Raw genomic sequence first — 17,202 nt, 5'->3', positions numbered from 1 at the left:
TCGACGGCGGCCTGCACAGCTGGCCACCGCTGAAAGTATAGGCACAATTCCCCTGCGCCTGATGGGGTCTCTGCCATGATTGACCCATGACTGAACATGCACAAGTACCAGCCGGGAAAAAGCGCAATTGGGGCGTCAGAATAATCCTGGCCGTGGTGGCTTTGCTTGTCGCCGTGGCCGGCTGGTTCATTCTCGGCGCAATTCTTCCGCGCTGGTGGTCCGATGTCATCGCGGGACAAATCCGGCGCGACCTTGGCGCCAGCATCGTGGTCGGCATGTTTTACGGCTTTGTATTTACCTTCGTTCCATTGCTGGTGGCCTGGCAAGCCACGCGGAAAGCAGTTGGCTGGCCTTGGAAGATTGTCACCGTGCTGGTGGCGGTGGCCGTCGCCACACCCAACCTGCTCACCGCCGGCATCGTTTTCGGCTCGACGGAATCAGCCCACGCAGGCCAGCGGACCCTCAGCGTGGATGCAGGATTCTTCACCACCTGGACTGCCATCTCGGCGGTTGCGGCCGCGGTCCTCTTTATTGTGGCCGTTGTCCTTTGGTCCGTGTGGCGGCGCCGGGGCAAACAGGTCAAGGCGTTGAAGCAGGCAGAAGACGACCGCGCACGAGCCGCACGGAACGTGGAAGCGGACGCGCAGCACCCAACGCCAAACCTCTAAGGCACGACGAAGCCCGTCACGGAACATCCGTGACGGGCTTCTGCGCGCCTGCATCTTCATCGGCGCCTGGACCGCACCTTAGGCGACGCTGGCACCGCGGGGTTCGCGTTCGACGTCGGGCGTTGCAGCAGGTGCCGACGCTCCCCCACGCTTGGCTGCTGCGGCAGCTGCCAGCATAACCAGCAGGGCGGCAACAGTAATGCCCGCGCCTGCCCAGATGGGCGAGGTGTAGCCGAGCCCGGCGGTGATGGTGACGCCGCCGAGCCAGGCGCCCAGCGCGTTGCCGAGGTTGAAGGCACCGATATTCGCGCCGGATGCCAGGGTCGGGGCCGTGGAGGCAAAGTGCATCACGCGCATCTGGAGGCCCGGGACAGTTGCGAACCCGAAACCGCCCATCAAGGCCAGGGATACCAGCGTTGCGATGCCACTCGAGGCGGTCAGCGCGAAGAAGACCAGGACCACCACGAGGCCGGCCAGGATGATGATGAGCGTTGCGTCCAAGGCCTTGTCGGCGGCCTTGCCCCCAAGGAAGTTGCCCACGAACAGGCCTGCTCCGAAGAGCACCAGCAACCATGGGACGGCGCTCGACTCGAAGCCCGAGACCTCGGTGAGCGTGAAAGCGATGTAGGTGAAGGCGCCGAACATGCCGCCGAATCCGAGGATCGTGACGATGATCGACAACCACACCTGCCCGGACTTGAAGGCACCCAATTCACTGCGAAGGCCCTTGGTGGGCTCAGTGCTTGCCTTGGGGACCATGAGGGCGACGCCAAGCAGCGCCACTACCCCGATGGCGGTGATGGCCCAGAACGTGGACCGCCAACCGAAGTTCTGGCCCAACAGGGTTCCGAACGGAACGCCGAGGACGTTCGCGGCGGTCAGGCCGGTGAACATGATTGCAATGGCTCCGGCCTTCTTGTGGGCCGGCACGAGGCTCGCAGCCACCACCGAGCCGATACCGAAGAAGGCTCCGTGGCACAGTGCAGCCACAATGCGCCCCAGCAGCATGGCGGCATAGGTATCGGCAATGGCCGACAGGAAATTGCCTGCGATGAACAGAACGAGCAAGCCCATGAGCACAGGTTTGCGGGGCAGCCGCGTCACGGCGGCCGTGACCAGCAGGGCACCGACGGTGACGCTGAGGGCATAGCCGGAGATGAACCAGCCGGCGGAAGCCTCGCTGACGTGGAAGTCGGCGGCAACCTCCGGCAAGAGGCCCATGATCACGAATTCGGTCAGACCGATGCCGAATCCGCCGAGGGCGAGGGCGATCAACCCTGCGGGCATGTGGAACTCCTTAAATGGCCGGTTCCCCTGGGAAGTGGAAGTGCGCCGCCGGGAACCGTAGAATAATAGTTGCAGACGCTCTATATATAGTTGCACACGCTAGATACTTGCGCAAGCAACTAATTTGGATGCGTCGCGATCGACTCGACATCAAGGCAGGAGCACAGCAGACATGGGCATCAAGGATGACGCCGTAGAAGTACGGGCACAGGGCTGGCGGACCCTTGCCGCCCTGCACGGAAGCATCGAAGCGGAGCTGGAGAGGGCACTCCAGGCCTCGCAGGAGCTCTCCGTCGTGGAGTACACGGTGCTCGATGCCCTGAGCCGCCAGGACGGCTGGCACATGCGGATGCAACAGCTGGCCCGCGCCACGGCGCTCTCCAGCAGTGCCACGACCCGCCTGGTCAACCGGCTGGAGGACCGGGGCCTGCTGACACGTATTCTGTGCGCCGACGACCGGCGGGGAATCTACACGGAACTGACAGGCGCCGGCCAGAAGCTCCTGGAAGCCGCCAAGCCTGTCCATGACGAAACCCTCGCGGCAGCCTTGGAGGCCGCGGAGGCCGTCCCGGAGCTTGAACCGCTGGTGCGCGCACTCGGGGCGCTGCAGAAAATCTAGGCCGGAACCCGGGCTTGTTGGCGTAACCCACCTTGAGCGGCGGGCGCAACGCTCAAGCCCGGGAATTTTCGCCTTAACGACCAAAGGCCGGAACCACGTGTTTCCACGTGGTTCCGGCCTTTTTGGTCGGGCTGACAGGATTTGAACCTGCGACCCCTTGACCCCCAGTCAAGTGCGCTACCAAGCTGCGCTACAGCCCGCTGGTTCCACCGTTCTCCGCCTAAGTTTTTCTCCGAAGAGTCCCACCTAAGCAGTCCGGCCGAACCACCTCCAAAAGCTTACACGAAGTTGGAGGTCGGAGACGCCATCACAGCCAAAGTAAGCTGTGATGCGCGTCTCACTTAGCGCTTCTTGCCCCGCTTCTCGCGTACGCGCATGCTGACCTCGATGGGCGTACCCTCAAAGCCGAACGTTTCGCGGAGCCGGCGCGTGATGAAGCGACGGTAACCCGGGTCCAGGAACCCGGTGGTGAACAGCACGAACTTGGGCGGACGGCTGGAAGCCTGCGTGCCGAAGAGGATACGTGGCTGCTTACCGCCACGGACCGGGTGCGGGTGTGCTGCCACTAGTTCGCCGAGGAACGCATTGAGGCGTCCAGTGGGGATACGGCGGTCCCAGCTCTCCAGCGCAGTATCCAGCGCAGGGACAAGGCGGTCCTTGTGCCAGCCGGTCTTGGCCGAGATGTTCACCCGGGGAGCCCATTCAACGTGCGCCAGGTCCTGTTCGATTTCGCGCTCGAGGTACCGGCGGCGTTCGTCGTCGAGCAGGTCCCACTTGTTGAACGCGAGCACCAGCGCACGCCCCGATTCAATAGCCAACTGCAGGATGCGGACGTCCTGCTCGCTGAGGACCTCGTCCACGGCCAGAAGCACGACGGCGACCTCCGCCTTTTCGAGCGCGGCCTGCGTACGCAGGGACGCGTAGAAATCGGCGCCCTGGGCCATGTGCTGGCGGCGGCGGATACCGGCCGTGTCGACAAAGCGCCACGTGCGGCCACCGAGTTCGATGAACTCATCCACCGGGTCGCGGGTGGTGCCGGCCAGCGGATCCACGACAACGCGCTCCGAGCCTGCAAGCTTGTTCAGCAGCGAGGACTTGCCCACGTTCGGGCGCCCGATCAGGGCGATGCGGCGAGGACCGCCGGAGCGCTCCACGCCTTCCACCTGGGAGTACTCGGGCAGGGTGTCCATGACATGGTCCAGCAGATCGGCAACGCCGCGGCCATGGAGGGCGGAAACCGGGTACGGCTCACCGAAGCCAAGGCCCCACAGGAGTGCAGTATCGGCTTCCTGCGCGAAGTCGTCCACCTTGTTGGCCACCATGATGACCGGCTTCTTGCTCTTGCGGAGCATCTTCATGACGCCCTCGTCCGTTGCAGTCGCGCCAACAGCGGAGTCAACAACGAAAAGAACAGCGTCAGCGAGCTCAACGGCCATTTCGGCCTGCTCCGCCACGCGGGCGTGGATGCCCTTGGCGTCGTGTTCCCATCCCCCGGTGTCCACCAGGGTGAAGTTGCGGCCATTCCAGCGGGCCGAGTACATGACGCGGTCGCGGGTTACTCCGGGGGTGTCCTCCACGACGGCTTCGCGGCGGCCAAGGATCCTGTTAACAAGGGTGGACTTGCCTACGTTGGGACGGCCAATGATGGCCAGGACGGGGTCCAGCTTGAGCGGACCGTCTTCTCCCTCGTCGCCGTACTCGCCGCTGAGGAGGGCGGCATCTTCTTCGTCGAGTTCATAGTCATCCAGGCCGGCCCGGAGCGTGGCCGCGCGGAGCTCGGCCTCGTCGTCGTCCAGGGCGGCCAGATTTTCCGCCACCTGGTCGGTGCCGGTGGGCGTGTATTCGTCGTCGCCGGCTCCGTGGAAGCCGGATTTTTGAGTCGTATCGCTCATTGCACTTTCCTTAGTGGTGGTCTGCCGGCGTCCCGGCTACTGCTGATGGGCGGTGCTGCAGAAGGGAAACCCCGGGCACAGGCTCCGTAGGCAGGCCCTGGCCCGTGGCCCGGATGGCATCCTGGACGTGTCCGGCCAGTGCGTCGCGGATTTCCGCAGCCGCCCTGTCCATTGAAACACGCCCGGGTTCGCCCTTCCGGCGCTTCACCGTGATCGGTCCGCCGAAGCTCACATGGAGCTTCCGGCGTGGTTTGGGGATATGGTCGCGATGCTCGTCACCTTGGCGGGTTCCGAGGATGGCGACCGGTATAACGGTTGCCCCGGAGTTGATGGCGAGCCAGGCAACCCCGTTGCTGATGTTGTCGGCGGCGCCGCTCCCCCGGGTTCCTTCAGGAAGAATCCCCACGCAACGGCCGTCGTCGAGCAGTTGCTTGCCAATATGCAGGGCGGTGCGGTCGCCGGTCCGGTCCACCGGAATCTGTCCGGAGCCCCTGAGGACTTTGCCAAGGACACCCGTGAACATCTCTTTCTTGACCAGAATGTGCATTGGGCGCGGCGAAGCGCCAAACATCACTGGCCCGTCCAGGAAACTGATGTGGTTGGCAGCGAAGACCACCGGCCCGGCGGCAGGCACATTGCTTTTGCCCGACACAACAGTCCGGTAGAGGACGTGGTCCAGGAACCAGCCCACCGGCCGGCTCCACAACCGCGTCCAGGATGCCGGCAGTTGATTGCTAGTCGCCATAGATGACCTTGCTGACGATCGCCAGGGCGGTATCGACGGTTTCCTCGAAGTTCAGATCAGAGGAATCGAGCGTCACAACGCCGTCAGCTGCCTGGGTGAAGTTCACAACGGTGGAGTCCTTGGCATCGCGCTGGATCACTTGGGCAGCGAGCTGCTCTTTGGACTGCGTGCCCCCCAACTGGATTCCGCGACGCCGCATCCTGGCTTCCTCGCTGGCGGTCAGGAGCATGCGGACCTCGGCATTGGGCACGACGACGGTGGTGATGTCGCGCCCTTCCACCACCATGCGGTGGTGGTGCTGTCCGATCAGCTCACGCTGCCTGCGGATCAATTCGGTACGGGCGCCGAGGGTGGTGGCCACAGCACTGACAGAGGACGAGATCAGTGGTTCACGGATCTCCTCGGTGATGTCGGTGCCGTCGACCGCCACATACTCCTTGGCAGTGCTGGTGCTGACCTCCAGCGGCATGGTCTTGGACGCGTGCTCCACGGCAGCGCCGTCGTGCAGGTCCACACCGGTCTTGAGGCAGTACCAGGTCAGGGCACGGTACATCGCACCGGTGTCCAGGTAGGCCAGCTTCAAGCGCCGGGCAACTTCCTTGCTGACACTGGATTTTCCGGAGCCTGAAGGACCGTCGATCGCAATCACCAAGGGCTTGCCGGGGCGTGCGACCGTCTCGGGGCCAAAGAATTCACGTGTCATTACTGGAGTACCCGCCATCCACGGTCAGTCAAAGCTTCAACAAGGAGGTCATGCTTGCTCGGAAGCACGGAAAGCTCCACCATGCCCACGTTCTGTCCCGACGAATGGTCCAGCCGAAGGTCTTCTAGGTTGACGCCGATCTCGCCGATCTCCGTGAGGAGCTGGGCGATCTGGCCCGGCTTGTCGTCCACCAGGATGGTGAGCCACGAGTAGGCCTGCGGTGGTCCACCGTGCTTACCGGGAATCCGCGCCTGGCCGGCGTTGCCTTCACTGATCAACTGGGCAAGGTCGAGCCTCGCGCCCGGCGCCGACGGTGCTTCCAACGTGCCGATCAGCCGGTTCAGGTCCTCGCGGACACCGTGCAGGATGGACACCACCTTGTCAGCGTTGCCGCCGAGGATCTGCACCCAAAGTGTCGGATCGCTGGCAGCGATGCGGGTGGTGTCCCGGAGGCCGTTTCCTGCGAGGGAAAGTGCATGCATGGGCGTGCCCTGCAGCCGGCTCGCCAGCAAGGAAGACATGATCTGCGGCAGATGCGAAACAAGAGCCACGGCTTCGTCGTGCTCGTCGGCGGTGAACTGCGAAACAATTGCTCCCAGGTCGCCGGCCAACGAACGCGCAGCCTGGACTGCGGCTGCGGACGTTTCCTCCGATGGACAGAGAACCCACGGCATGGACGTGAAGAGTTCACCTCGGGCCGCAACCGGCCCGGACTTTTCACGCCCGGCCATAGGGTGGGTACCCACATACCGGGAAAGATCCACGCCGCGTTCGCGCAGTTGCGCCAGGATGGTCGCCTTGACGCTGGCGATATCAACCACGACGGCGGACGGGTAGTCCGACAAGGCCTTCTGCACGACGTCGGCCGTCACGTCAGGCGGCGCGGCAACGACCACCAGCTGGGGTTCTTCAGCCAACTCGGGCAAGGGTCGCCCTGCGCCGATATCCACCGCGACCGCCTGGTTGGTGGGCGAAGGATCAAAGAGAAAGACCGGAACACCGCGTCCGCGCAGCCCGAGACCAATGCTGGCCCCCAGCAGGCCCGTGCCGAGAACGACGACCGGGCCATCAAGATGGCCCCGGCCGTGCGTACCGAATGCCGACATGCCCTAGAGCCCCACCGATGCCAGGAGGTGTCCGACTTCCTGCCTGCCGAGGTTGCGGATGCTTCCCTGGCGCTGGTCACCCAGGCCAATGGGGCCAACCTTCACACGGACAAGCCGTTCAACCGGGAACCCGACGGCGTCGAACATACGGCGCACAATGCGGTTCTTTCCGGAGTGGAGGACAACCTCGATCAGGACGTGGCCGGGGGTGGAATCCACCAGGCGGAAGGAGTCCACGGCCGCCACACCGTCTTCAAGCTCGACGCCGCTCTTCAGCTTGGCGCCGACACCCTGCGGGAACGGACCCCGCACCTGGACCAGGTACGTCTTGGGTACCTCGTAGGACGGGTGGGTCAAGCGGTTGGCGAGTTCGCCGTCGTTGGTCAGCAGCAGCAGTCCCTCGGTGGCGACGTCAAGGCGTCCGACATGGAACAGCCGTTCGCCCTTGTTTTTGCTGTTCTTGAGGAAATCGCTGATGCACGGGCGACCCTCGGGGTCTTCCATGGTGGACACGACGCCCTTGGGCTTGTTGAAGACCATGTACACGAGGGTGTCGTCGAGCTGGATGCGGATGCCGTCGACGTGGATCACGGCGGACGTGGGGTCTACCCGCATGCCGAGCTCGGTGGTGACCACACCGTCTACTTCAACGCGGCCTTCGAGGATCATTTCCTCGCAGACACGGCGGGATGCAACGCCGGCTTGGGCCATGACCTTCTGCAGGCGTACACCGTCGACATCGTGCAGGTCCGACTGAGGGACCTCCTGGCGCGGCCCACGGTTGCGGCCCGGCTTGCGGACCGGACCAAGGTTCTGGCCGAAACGCTCGCTGCCGAAAGCCTTGGAACCGAACTGCTTGGATTGTTTTGCTTTGGGCTTCAAGGCGCCGGGCGTACCGGGAGCCTTGCCGAAGCCGGGCTTGTTGGAGCCGGGCTTGCGGAACGGCTTGGCAGACCGTGCGGCTTGTCCGCGGTCGTAATCACCGGCCGTTGTGGGGTTGTCGGGATCGAAGGGTGCAGCTTCACGAGGTTTCGAAGCCTTGAAGGGGCGTCCCTCGCCCTGGGTAAAGTTGCGCTTTCCGGCGCCGGCGCTGCCGCCGCGGCCGGAGAAGCCGCCGGCGTTGGAGCGGCCTGTGCCGCCCTTGGCCTCATTGCGTCCGGAGCTGTTGCGTCCCGAACCGTTACGTGGTGAACTCTGGCGTCCCGCCTGTGTCATGACCCGTCCTTGTGTAGTAATGGCCGGCATTCCGTGCTGCAATCAACACTAGCCAGCGGAGCAGACATCGTCTGCCCCTTGTCGCTGTGCACCTTGAAAGGTGCCGTAAATCATTATGAAGTTGTGCGGCACAGCCTCCACGAGACTGTGGCTACATCCGGCTTGCGTCGTAGTACTCGTCGATCCCTTCCAAGCCTGGAAGGTGCGGCGAGAGCTGGGGCAATTCGGCCACCGACCCAATGCCCATCCGTTCCAGGAAATACGAGGTTGTACGGTAGAGCACAGCCCCGGATTCGGGATCCGTTCCGGAGTCCTCGATCAGGCCCCTTTGGGTAAGGGTCCTGACCACGGAATCGACATTTACGCCGCGAATCGCAGAAACCCGGGCCCTGGAGACCGGTTGCCTGTAGGCGATGACCGCCAAGGTTTCCAGTGCAGCCTGGGTAAGCCTGGTGGTCTGCCCTTCGAGGACGAATTTTCCGACGATGTCGGCGAAATCCGATCGTGAGTAGATCCGCCACCCGCCGGCAACGTTCCGCAATTCAAAACCCCGGGGGGCAGTGCTGGCAACGGCAAAGCCGACAGCATCCACGTCCGGGGCTTTAACAGTATAGCCGCTATACTCCCGCTGCAGGTCCTCCAGCAAATCCTCGACGACGGCGACCGTTACGTTAAGGCCGGCAGCCAGCTCCTCGGAAGTGGCCGGCTCATCGATGACCATGAGGACGGCTTCCAATGCAGCCCGGGCACCGCCTGGCAGTTCTTCAAGCTCAGCGAGCCCATCCTGCCCGGGTTCCTGTTCACTCATCACCGCTTGCCTCATATTCTTCGCTCAGGCTTGAACTGTCCCATTCAGCGTCGTCGCCGGTCCAGCGCACCATCAATTCACCCAAAGGTTCTGGCTGCTCGAAGGCCACCACCCGGTCACGGAACATTTCCAGCAACGCAAGGAACCGCGCCACCACCACCAGCGTGGTCTCGGCATCCGCAATCAAGGCCTGGAAAGACAGGGGTGCACCCAGCTTCAGGCGGTGCCCCATGAGACCCGCCTGCTCCTTGACACTGACCGGAGGGGCATGGAGGTGGCCCAAGCCCACTTCCTCGGGAGCATTGTCCTTGGCCTTGAGAGCTTTGGCTGCCAGTTCGCCGAACTGCTCCGGCGTGTGCCGCCAGACCAGTTCGGGAAGCAGTGCCGCAAAGTGGGCCTCGAGGGCCACTTGGCGCGGGAATCTCCGGGCTTCCTGCTCCAGGGTCCCGCCCATGATCCCGGCGACCTGCTTGAAGGCTTTGTATTGCAGGAGGCGGGCGAACAACAGGTCCCTTGCCTCCAGCAGGGCGATGTCCTCCGCGTCCTCCACTTCACCGGCCGGCAGGAGTCGCGCTGCCTTCAGGTCCAGCAGGGTCGCGGCGATCACCAGGAATTCGCTGGCTTCATCCAGGGCCCAGTCCTCCCCCAGTTCCTGGAGGCGGCGGATGTATTTGATGAATTCATCGGTGACCGTGGCCAAGGCCACTTCCGTGATGTCCAGTTTGTGCTTGGAAATCAGGCCGAGCAGGAGGTCGAACGGGCCAGTGAAGTTGGCCAGCCGGACCTCAAAGCCGGCTTTGGGCACTCCGGCGGCATCGGCGTCGGGCGTTCCCGGTTGGGCAGCAGTCTCTTCCACCGCCGGGGCGAGTGACGGTCCCACCGTCCGTTAGGGCGCGCCGCCGCGCGAGATCAGTTCCTTGGCCAGGCGGCGGTAAGCGTCAGCCCCAATGTGGTTGCCTGCGTAGCTGGTTATCGGCTCTGCCGCAACGGTGGCGTCCGCGAACTTGATCGAGCGCTTGATGACGGTTTCGAAGACCTTGTCTCCGAAAGCTTCCACCAGGCGGGAGATCACTTCGCGGCTGTGCAGGGTGCGGGCGTCGTACATCGTGGCGAGGACACCGTCAACCTGCAAACGCGGGTTCAGGCGGTCCTGGACTTTCTCGATGGTCTCCACCAGCAGCGCCACTGCGCGCAGGGCGAAGAACTCGCAGATCAACGGGATGATGACGCCATGGGCTGCCGTGAGGGCGTTGACAGTCAAAAGGCCCAGGGACGGTTGGCAGTCAATCAGTACGACGTCGTAATCGTCTTCCACGTTCTTGAGTGCGCGGTCCAGGACTTGCTCCCGGGCTACCTCGTTGACGAGCTGCACTTCCGCAGCGGAGAGGTCGATGTTGGCGGGAAGGAGATCCACGCCGTCCACCCCGGTCTGCTGGATGGCGTCGCGGATGTTCACCTTGCGGTCCATCAGGACGTTGTAGACGGTGAGGTCGAGTTCGTGCGGGTTGGCACCCAGGCCTGCCGACAAGGCTCCCTGCGGATCAAAGTCCACCAGCAGGACACGCCGGCCATATTCGGCGAGCGCTGCCGCGAGGTTGATGGTGGACGTTGTTTTGCCTACTCCACCTTTTTGATTGACCATGGCGATGACTCTCGCCGGACCATGGGAGGCAAGCGGGGCAGGTTCCGGGAATTCGCGGTAAGGACGGCCCGTGGGCCCCATGACGGCGTCTTCCAGATCGAGCTCGGTGCCTTCCAGCGTAGCTGTTCCCCGTTCGATGCTCACGTATCTAACCACTCTTTCGACGACGATCTTCCCTGCCGCTGTACCCCCGGCTGCAGCGCTACTACCCACTTAGGCTACATGTCCCGACACGGTTATTCGGGGAACTTGACTTTGTCCCTTGTTTGAGCCTTGACCCTCTAGTTGAGGTCGAAGGTTGGGATGCCTTGCGCCACCAGGGCAAAGAAAAGGCCGAAGGCCGGCACCTGGGAGGTGCCGGCCTTCGGCTTGGTTTGGCGTCGTGGAGGCAGGTACTGCTAGACCGCTGCCTTGCCGCGGCTTTCAGCCTCGACGACAGCCTCTTCGTCGCTGCCATGGGCCATCATTGTCTGCTCGTCGAACGGCTGGTCTCCGGAGAGGACCCGCTCCACCTGGCCGTTGTCGATTTCCTTGACCCAGGTACCGATCAGGACGGTCGCAACGGCGTTGCCGGTGAAGTTGGTCAGCGCGCGGGCTTCGGACATGAAGCGGTCGATTCCCACGATCATACCCACGCCACCCAGGAGCTCAGGCCTGTGTGCCTGCAGGCCGGCGGCGAGGGTAGCCAGTCCGGCACCGGTCACGCCTGCCGCTCCCTTGGAAGCGATGATCATGAAGACCAGCAGGGAGATCTGCGCGCCGAGGTCCAACGGGGTTCCCATGGCGTTGGCGACGAAAAGGGAGGCCATGGTCAGGTAGATGGCAGTACCGTCCAGGTTGAAGGAGTAGCCCGTGGGAACGGTGACGCCAACTACCGGCTTGGAGACACCCAGGTGTTCCATCTTTGCGATGAGGCGGGGAAGCGCCGCTTCGGAGGAGGAGGTGGAGAAAATCAGGAGGTATTCACGGGCCAGGTACTTCATGAGGCGGAAGATGTTGACGCCGGCGACTGCCCGGAGCAGGGTACCGAGGATGACCACAATGAACAGGGCACAGGTGATGTAGAAGGCCAGCATCAGGGTGAACATGCTCAGGATCGCCTGGGCTCCGGTTGCTCCCACGACGGCGGCAATGGCACCGAAGGCGCCCACGGGGGCCAGCCACATGATCATGATGAGGATGCGGAAGACGAGTCGCTGGCCGTGACCGATGGCCTTCAGGATGGGCGTGCCCTCTTTACCCATTTTCTGCAGGGCGAAACCGACCAGGATCGCGGCGAGCAGCGTGGGCAGGACCGGGATGTCGCCGGGGATGATGCCCAGGAGGAAGTCAACGGTGCTGTCCGTGGCCGCCTTCTTGTTGGGATCGTAGGGGGTCAGCTTAAGTCCCTCGCCGGGGTGGATAAGGTTTCCGACCACCAGGCCGATGGCGAGCGCGAACGTGGACATCGCCACGAAGTAGCCCAGGGCCAGGCCACCTACTTTGCCGACCGTTGCGGCCTTGGCGATGGAGCCGATGCCAAGGACGATGGTGCAGAAGATCACGGGGGCGATCATCATCTTGATAAGTTTGATGAAGCCATCACCCAGCGGCTTGAGTGACTTTCCGACCTCCGGGAACATGAGTCCAACGACAGCGCCGAGCACTACGGCCAGGATGACCGCGATGTACAGGTAATGCGACTTATCGAGTCCCCTGCGTCCAGTTTTGGCAGCTACTGCCGACTCTCCTCGTTGAGAGGTCATGGGATTCTCCTTCTGGATACTGTGTAAGGCGCTGCGGTCCTGCACTGATGTCCAATCCGCTGCCCTTGTGTGATATCCATCATTGAGCCGCTGGTGACATACATCACCGTTGCGGTCATATTGGTCATGGAGGTCCATGTGTTTCACAGCTGGAGCATCGCGCGCCGATTGTTCGTGGCAAACCTGCTGTTCGTTTTGGTCATGACGGCGGTCTTCGGGACGTTCTCCGTGCTCGAGGCCAGGGACAGGGCTTACGACAATGCGGGCGGACGCATGCGTGCCCTCTCCACGTCCATTGCCAACAATCCGCTGGTGCTGCAGGCAGCGTCCACGTCCAACCCATCCGAGCTGCTGCAGCCGTATGCCTTGGACGTCATGCACGACGCCGATGCGGATTTCATCACGATCATGGCGCCGGACAGGACGCGCTGGACCCATCCGAGGGCCGAGGAACTGGGCAAGCCTTATATCGGGACGATCGAACCTGCCCTGCGGGGAGAGACGTTTACCGAAGTTACCGCTGGTACGTTGGGGCCTTCGGTACGGACGATAGCGCCCGTCAAGGCCCCGGACGGTTCCATCAAGGCACTGGTCGCGGCAGGAGTCACCGTTCGCACTGTGGACACCGATGTCGCCGAACGGTTGGGCGTGATTGGCAGCATCGCCCTGGTGGTGTTGGCCTTCGGATCCTTTGCTGCCTGGCTGCTGGGACGATACCTTCGCTCAGTCACCCGTGGATGGGGGCCGGAACAGTTGGCACAGCTCTTCGCATACTACGAATCGGTGCTTCACTCGGTGCGTGAGGGCGTGATTCTCATCGACACCCACGGCAAAGCCGTGATGTACAACGACCAGGCGGCGGAGCTGTTGGGGCTGGAGCCATCCGACGCCGACCGGTCGCCCGATGCTGCCCCCAGGCTGGCCGACCTCCCGTTCGATGGCAGCCTGCGTGCACTGTTTGAATCCGGACGATCCGCCCATGACGAAATCCACCTCACCGGCCCCCGCATCTTGGTGGTCAACCAGGCTCCCGCGGTCGGCCCGGTTCCTGCCCGCAGCCGGCAAAAACCAGCGGTGTACGGGACGGTGGCGACCATCAGGGACCGCACGGAAATCGAGTCCCTGGGTACCGAGCTGCAGACGATGAAGACCCTTTCCGATGCTCTGCGCGCGCAGACCCACGAACATGCCAACCGTCTCCACATGATCGTCTCCTTGTTGGAGCTGGGCCGCACACCGCAGGCCTTGGACTTTGCCACCAAGGACCTGGAACTCAGCCAACAGCTCACCGATGACATGGTGGCCTCCGTGGACGAACCCGTCATGAGTGCGCTGGTGATGGGCAAGGCCGCGGAGGCACACGAACGCGGTGTGGAACTGGTCGTCCGGACATCGGGTACCGGCGGTGTGCGTGGCCTTGAGATCCAGGACCTTGTGACGATCCTGGGAAATTTGTTGGACAACGCGATCGATGCCGCGGCCGCCGGCGATTTTCCCCGGCAGGTGGAGCTGGACGTCGAAGCCGGCGCCTCCGCCGTCGAATTCGTGGTCCGCGACTCGGGCAGCGGGATCAACCCGGACTCGATCGATGACGTGCTGCAGTATGGATTCAGCACGAAGTCCACGGCAGGAGATCCGCGTGGTGCGCACGGCCGAGGCGTTGGCTTGGCCTTGGTACGGCAGGCAGTCCAGCGACTCAACGGTACGATGACCATCAGCAATCCCGGCGGCGCACAGTTCCATGTTGTGCTGCCTGCGCCGGCCCCCGAGGAAGAGAAGGCATGACAGAGATCCGCGTCCTGGTGGTGGAGGACGAGCCGATAGCGTCGGATGCCCACTCCGTATACATCGGCCGGCTGGAAGGGTTCACCCTTGTGGGGACAGCCCCGGACGGACAATCGGCACTGCGCATCCTGGGCGAATTCGCAGCCTCCGGTTCCCCTGTGGACCTGGTCCTGTTGGACATGAACCTCCCCGACCTGCACGGCTTGGATGTGGCGCGCCGGATGCGCTCTGCAGGGGTTTTTGCCGACATTATCGCCATCACCGCTGTCCGCGAACTGAACATTGTGCGCAGCGCCGTATCGATCGGTGTGGTGCAGTACCTCATCAAGCCGTTCACCTACGCAACCTTCGCTGACAAACTTCGCAGTTACCGGACGTTCCGGGAACAGTTGGCGGGTTCGATATCCGGAATTTCCAAAGCAGGCGCGTCACAAAGCGATGTTGATCAGGCATTCGCGAGCCTCCGCGCTCCGACGGAACTGCCCTTGCCCAAGGGGTTGTCCGGCTCCACCTTGGAGTCAGTGAAGGAACTCGTGCGGGCACGGCAGGAACCTGTCTCGGCCAGTGAAGTCATGGATGCCTTGGGCATGTCCCGGGTCACCGCCAGGAGATACCTGGAGTATCTGGCCGACGCCGGCACAGTCACCCGGGCGCCCCGGTACGGTACCCCGGGGCGCCCGGAGAATGAGTACGGCTGGAATCGGAACTAACACGCCATGTATACATAGCTCGGTTTTTTGCCCCGTTTACTAGCGCCAAGTTAGCTGAATGTATACACTGAGGGCATGCGCGCCAGTGATCGGGCCTACACGGCCCTCCGTGAGGACATCCTTGAGTGGCGCCTGCGGCCGGGTACGGTCCTTGCGGAAGTGGAGCAGTCCGAACGCCTTGGCGTGTCCCGCACGCCGGTCCGGGAGGCGCTGAGCCGCCTCACCGCTGAAGGATTGACGACGGCGGCAGGCGGGCGCGGCGTCGTCGTCACCGATATCTCGCTGGACAGCATTGACGAACTGTTTGAGCTGCGCGAAACCCTCGAAGTGCGGGCCGCCGCGTTGGCCGCGGATAGAGGGGAACCGGGCGTCTTCGAGGAGTTGCGCGCACAACTGCTGCTGGCCCCTGAACTGCTCAGCGACAAGGATCCAGCGCGGCACGAGTACTACGCCTTGGTGAGCCGCCTGGACGACGCGATCGATGCCGCGATCTCCAATTCCTACCTGGCCAACGCCATGCGGAGCCTGCGCGTTCACTTGGTCCGCATACGGCGCCTGGCAGCCGACGACTCAGCCCGGCTCCACGCCGCCGCAGCGGAACACGCCGCCATTGCCGAAGCCATTGCGGCCGGCAATCCACGGTTGGCCGAAGCCGCCACGACTCTCCACCTGCACCGCAGCCTGACCCACCTCAAAGCCGCTCAAACAGCTGGCTGAACGTCCCACCAGAAGGAGCACCATGGTCAAGAACCATCACGTCCGTGTCTACAAGTCCGAAGAGAACCTTCCCCGCGAGGAACAGTTGGCGCACAAGATCGCCGTGGTCGCCGCTGACCCTGTCGAGGTAACCCCCGAAGTGACGGACATGGTGATCAACCGGATCATCGACAACGCCTCCGTGGCCATCGCGTCGCTGAACCGTGCACCGATCGTCGCGGCCCGGGCCCAGGCCCTGACCCATGCCCCGTCCGCCAACGGCAAAGGCGCCCGCGTGTTCGGCATCGAAGAGCGCGTCTCCCCCGAGTGGGCCGCCTGGGCCAACGGCGTGGCGGTCCGTGAACTGGACTACCACGACACCTTCCTGGCCGCCGACTACTCCCACCCCGGGGACAACATCCCGCCGATCCTGGCGGTAGCCCAGCACGTCGGAGCCAACGGCGCCGACCTCGTCCGTGCCATCGCCACCGGGTACGAGATCCAGGTGAACCTGGTCAAGGCCATCTGCCTGCACAAGCACAAGATCGACCACGTCGCCCACCTCGGACCCTCCGCCGCCGCCGGCATCGGCACGTTGTTGGGTCTGGATGTAGAAACGATCTTCCAGTCCGTGGGCCAGGCCCTGCACACCACCACCGCCACCCGGCAGTCCCGCAAGGGCGAGATCTCCACCTGGAAGGCCCACGCCCCGGCCTTTGCGGGCAAGATGGCAGTCGAGGCCGTTGACCGTTCCATGCGCGGCCAGACCTCCCCCGTGCCGATCTACGAAGGCGAAGACGGCGTGATCGCCTGGATGCTGGACGGCCCGGACGCCTCCTACGAGGTCCCACTGCCGTTGCCCGGTGAGGCCAAGCGCGCCATCCTGGACACGTACACCAAGGAACACTCCGCCGAATACCAGGCCCAGGCGTGGATCGACCTCGCCCGCAAGCTGAACCGCGAGCACCCCGAAACCACGGACCCGGCGAACGTGGCCTCGGTGCTGATCAAGACCAGCCACCACACGCACTACGTGATCGGCTCGGGCGCGAACGACCCCCAGAAATACTCCCCCACCGCGTCCCGGGAAACCCTGGACCACTCCATCCCGTACATCTTCACGGTTGCCCTGCAGGACGGTGCCTGGCACCACGTGGACTCCTACGCCCCCGAGCGCGCCGCCCGCCCGGACACCGTGGAACTCTGGCACAAAGTCACCACCGTCGAAGACCCGGAATGGACCCGCCGGTACCATTCCTTGGACATCGCAGAGAAAGCCTTCGGCGGCTCCGTGGAAATCACCCTCAACGACGGCACGGTCATTACCGACGAGATCGCCGTCGCCGACGCCCACCCGCTTGGTGCCCGGCCCTTCGCCCGCGAGCAGTACATCAACAAGTTCCGCACCCTCGCTGCAGGTTTGGTCGAGGAAGCCGAGATCGAAAGGTTCCTCGCCGCCGTCGAACGCGTCACCGAACTCGGAGCCGGCGAACTGGACCAGCTCAACATCACTGCCGCCCCCGGCGTGATCAACCTCGAAGCAGCTCCGAAGGGACTGTTCTAAATGCTGTACTCCAAAGT

The 17,202-nt window shown here is 63.6% G+C and carries 16 protein-coding genes and 1 tRNA gene; 6 read left to right on the top strand and 11 right to left on the bottom strand.

Annotation, left to right across the window (positions count from 1 at the left end):
* The first annotated feature begins 86 nt into the window (after nt 1–86).
* The gene (locus AB0N72_RS00085; protein ID WP_363931265.1) at nt 87–668 is read left to right on the top strand and encodes a hypothetical protein; all 582 of its coding nucleotides are present in this window, start codon (nt 87–89) and stop codon (nt 666–668) included.
* Between the two features lie 78 nt (nt 669–746).
* Here the strand turns inward: AB0N72_RS00085 and AB0N72_RS00080 are convergent, their stop codons facing one another.
* Complete coding sequence (locus AB0N72_RS00080) at nt 747–1,955, bottom strand: MFS transporter (RefSeq protein WP_363931264.1); 1,209 nt, start codon at nt 1,953–1,955, stop codon at nt 747–749.
* 172 nt (nt 1,956–2,127) lie between these two features.
* On the opposite strand from AB0N72_RS00080, the gene AB0N72_RS00075 reads away from it, so the two are divergent.
* Nucleotides 2,128–2,574: a MarR family transcriptional regulator gene (locus tag AB0N72_RS00075; protein WP_363931263.1), complete on the top strand. Its 447-nt coding sequence runs from the start codon at nt 2,128–2,130 to the stop codon at nt 2,572–2,574.
* A gap of 123 nt (nt 2,575–2,697) precedes the next feature.
* Here the strand turns inward: AB0N72_RS00075 and AB0N72_RS00070 are convergent.
* The 10 genes from AB0N72_RS00070 to AB0N72_RS00025 form a co-directional block, all read right to left on the bottom strand.
* Nucleotides 2,698–2,774: transfer RNA gene (locus tag AB0N72_RS00070), tRNA-Pro, on the bottom strand.
* Nucleotides 2,775–2,915: 141 nt separating this feature from the next.
* Entirely contained in the window at nt 2,916–4,466 is a 1,551-nt protein-coding gene (der, locus tag AB0N72_RS00065; RefSeq protein WP_363931262.1) for a ribosome biogenesis GTPase Der, read from the bottom strand.
* A gap of 10 nt (nt 4,467–4,476) precedes the next feature.
* Nucleotides 4,477–5,211: a lysophospholipid acyltransferase family protein gene (locus AB0N72_RS00060; RefSeq protein ID WP_363931261.1), complete on the bottom strand. Its 735-nt coding sequence runs from the start codon at nt 5,209–5,211 to the stop codon at nt 4,477–4,479.
* A complete protein-coding gene (cmk, locus tag AB0N72_RS00055) occupies nt 5,201–5,914 on the bottom strand; it encodes a (d)CMP kinase (protein WP_363931260.1) in 714 nt (237 codons plus the stop codon). Before cmk ends, AB0N72_RS00060 begins: the two co-directional genes overlap by 11 nt.
* Complete coding sequence (locus tag AB0N72_RS00050) at nt 5,914–7,020, bottom strand: prephenate dehydrogenase (RefSeq protein WP_363931259.1); 1,107 nt, start codon at nt 7,018–7,020, stop codon at nt 5,914–5,916. The genes cmk and AB0N72_RS00050 overlap by 1 nt, the downstream gene beginning before the upstream one ends.
* A gap of 3 nt (nt 7,021–7,023) precedes the next feature.
* Nucleotides 7,024–8,235: a pseudouridine synthase gene (locus AB0N72_RS00045; protein ID WP_363931258.1), complete on the bottom strand. Its 1,212-nt coding sequence runs from the start codon at nt 8,233–8,235 to the stop codon at nt 7,024–7,026.
* Between the two features lie 151 nt (nt 8,236–8,386).
* Complete coding sequence (locus tag AB0N72_RS00040; protein ID WP_363931257.1) at nt 8,387–9,043, bottom strand: SMC-Scp complex subunit ScpB; 657 nt, start codon at nt 9,041–9,043, stop codon at nt 8,387–8,389.
* On the bottom strand, nt 9,036–9,848 hold the full coding sequence (locus AB0N72_RS00035) for a ScpA family protein (protein WP_363931642.1): 813 nt from the start codon (nt 9,846–9,848) through the stop codon (nt 9,036–9,038). Before AB0N72_RS00035 ends, AB0N72_RS00040 begins: the two co-directional genes overlap by 8 nt.
* A gap of 81 nt (nt 9,849–9,929) precedes the next feature.
* Entirely contained in the window at nt 9,930–10,829 is a 900-nt protein-coding gene (locus AB0N72_RS00030) for an AAA family ATPase (RefSeq protein WP_363931256.1), read from the bottom strand.
* Between the two features lie 254 nt (nt 10,830–11,083).
* A complete protein-coding gene (locus tag AB0N72_RS00025; protein ID WP_363931255.1) occupies nt 11,084–12,430 on the bottom strand; it encodes a cation:dicarboxylase symporter family transporter in 1,347 nt (448 codons plus the stop codon).
* 138 nt (nt 12,431–12,568) lie between these two features.
* On the opposite strand from AB0N72_RS00025, the gene AB0N72_RS00020 reads away from it, so the two are divergent.
* The 4 genes from AB0N72_RS00020 (at nt 12,569) to AB0N72_RS00005 (ending at nt 17,185) form a co-directional block, all read left to right on the top strand.
* The gene (locus tag AB0N72_RS00020) at nt 12,569–14,215 is read left to right on the top strand and encodes a sensor histidine kinase (RefSeq protein ID WP_363931640.1); all 1,647 of its coding nucleotides are present in this window, start codon (nt 12,569–12,571) and stop codon (nt 14,213–14,215) included.
* Complete coding sequence (locus AB0N72_RS00015) at nt 14,212–14,925, top strand: response regulator (protein WP_363931254.1); 714 nt, start codon at nt 14,212–14,214, stop codon at nt 14,923–14,925. The genes AB0N72_RS00020 and AB0N72_RS00015 overlap by 4 nt, the downstream gene beginning before the upstream one ends.
* 75 nt (nt 14,926–15,000) lie before the next feature.
* The gene (locus AB0N72_RS00010; protein WP_363931253.1) at nt 15,001–15,642 is read left to right on the top strand and encodes a GntR family transcriptional regulator; all 642 of its coding nucleotides are present in this window, start codon (nt 15,001–15,003) and stop codon (nt 15,640–15,642) included.
* Between the two features lie 22 nt (nt 15,643–15,664).
* Entirely contained in the window at nt 15,665–17,185 is a 1,521-nt protein-coding gene (locus AB0N72_RS00005) for an MmgE/PrpD family protein (RefSeq protein ID WP_364081137.1), read from the top strand.
* Nucleotides 17,186–17,202 lie beyond the last annotated feature (17 nt).

Origin of the sequence: Paenarthrobacter sp. NPDC089307, assembly GCF_040685055.1 — a bacterium.
GTDB lineage: Bacteria > Actinomycetota > Actinomycetes > Actinomycetales > Micrococcaceae > Arthrobacter.
This window is presented reverse-complemented; position numbering and strand designations above follow the sequence as displayed.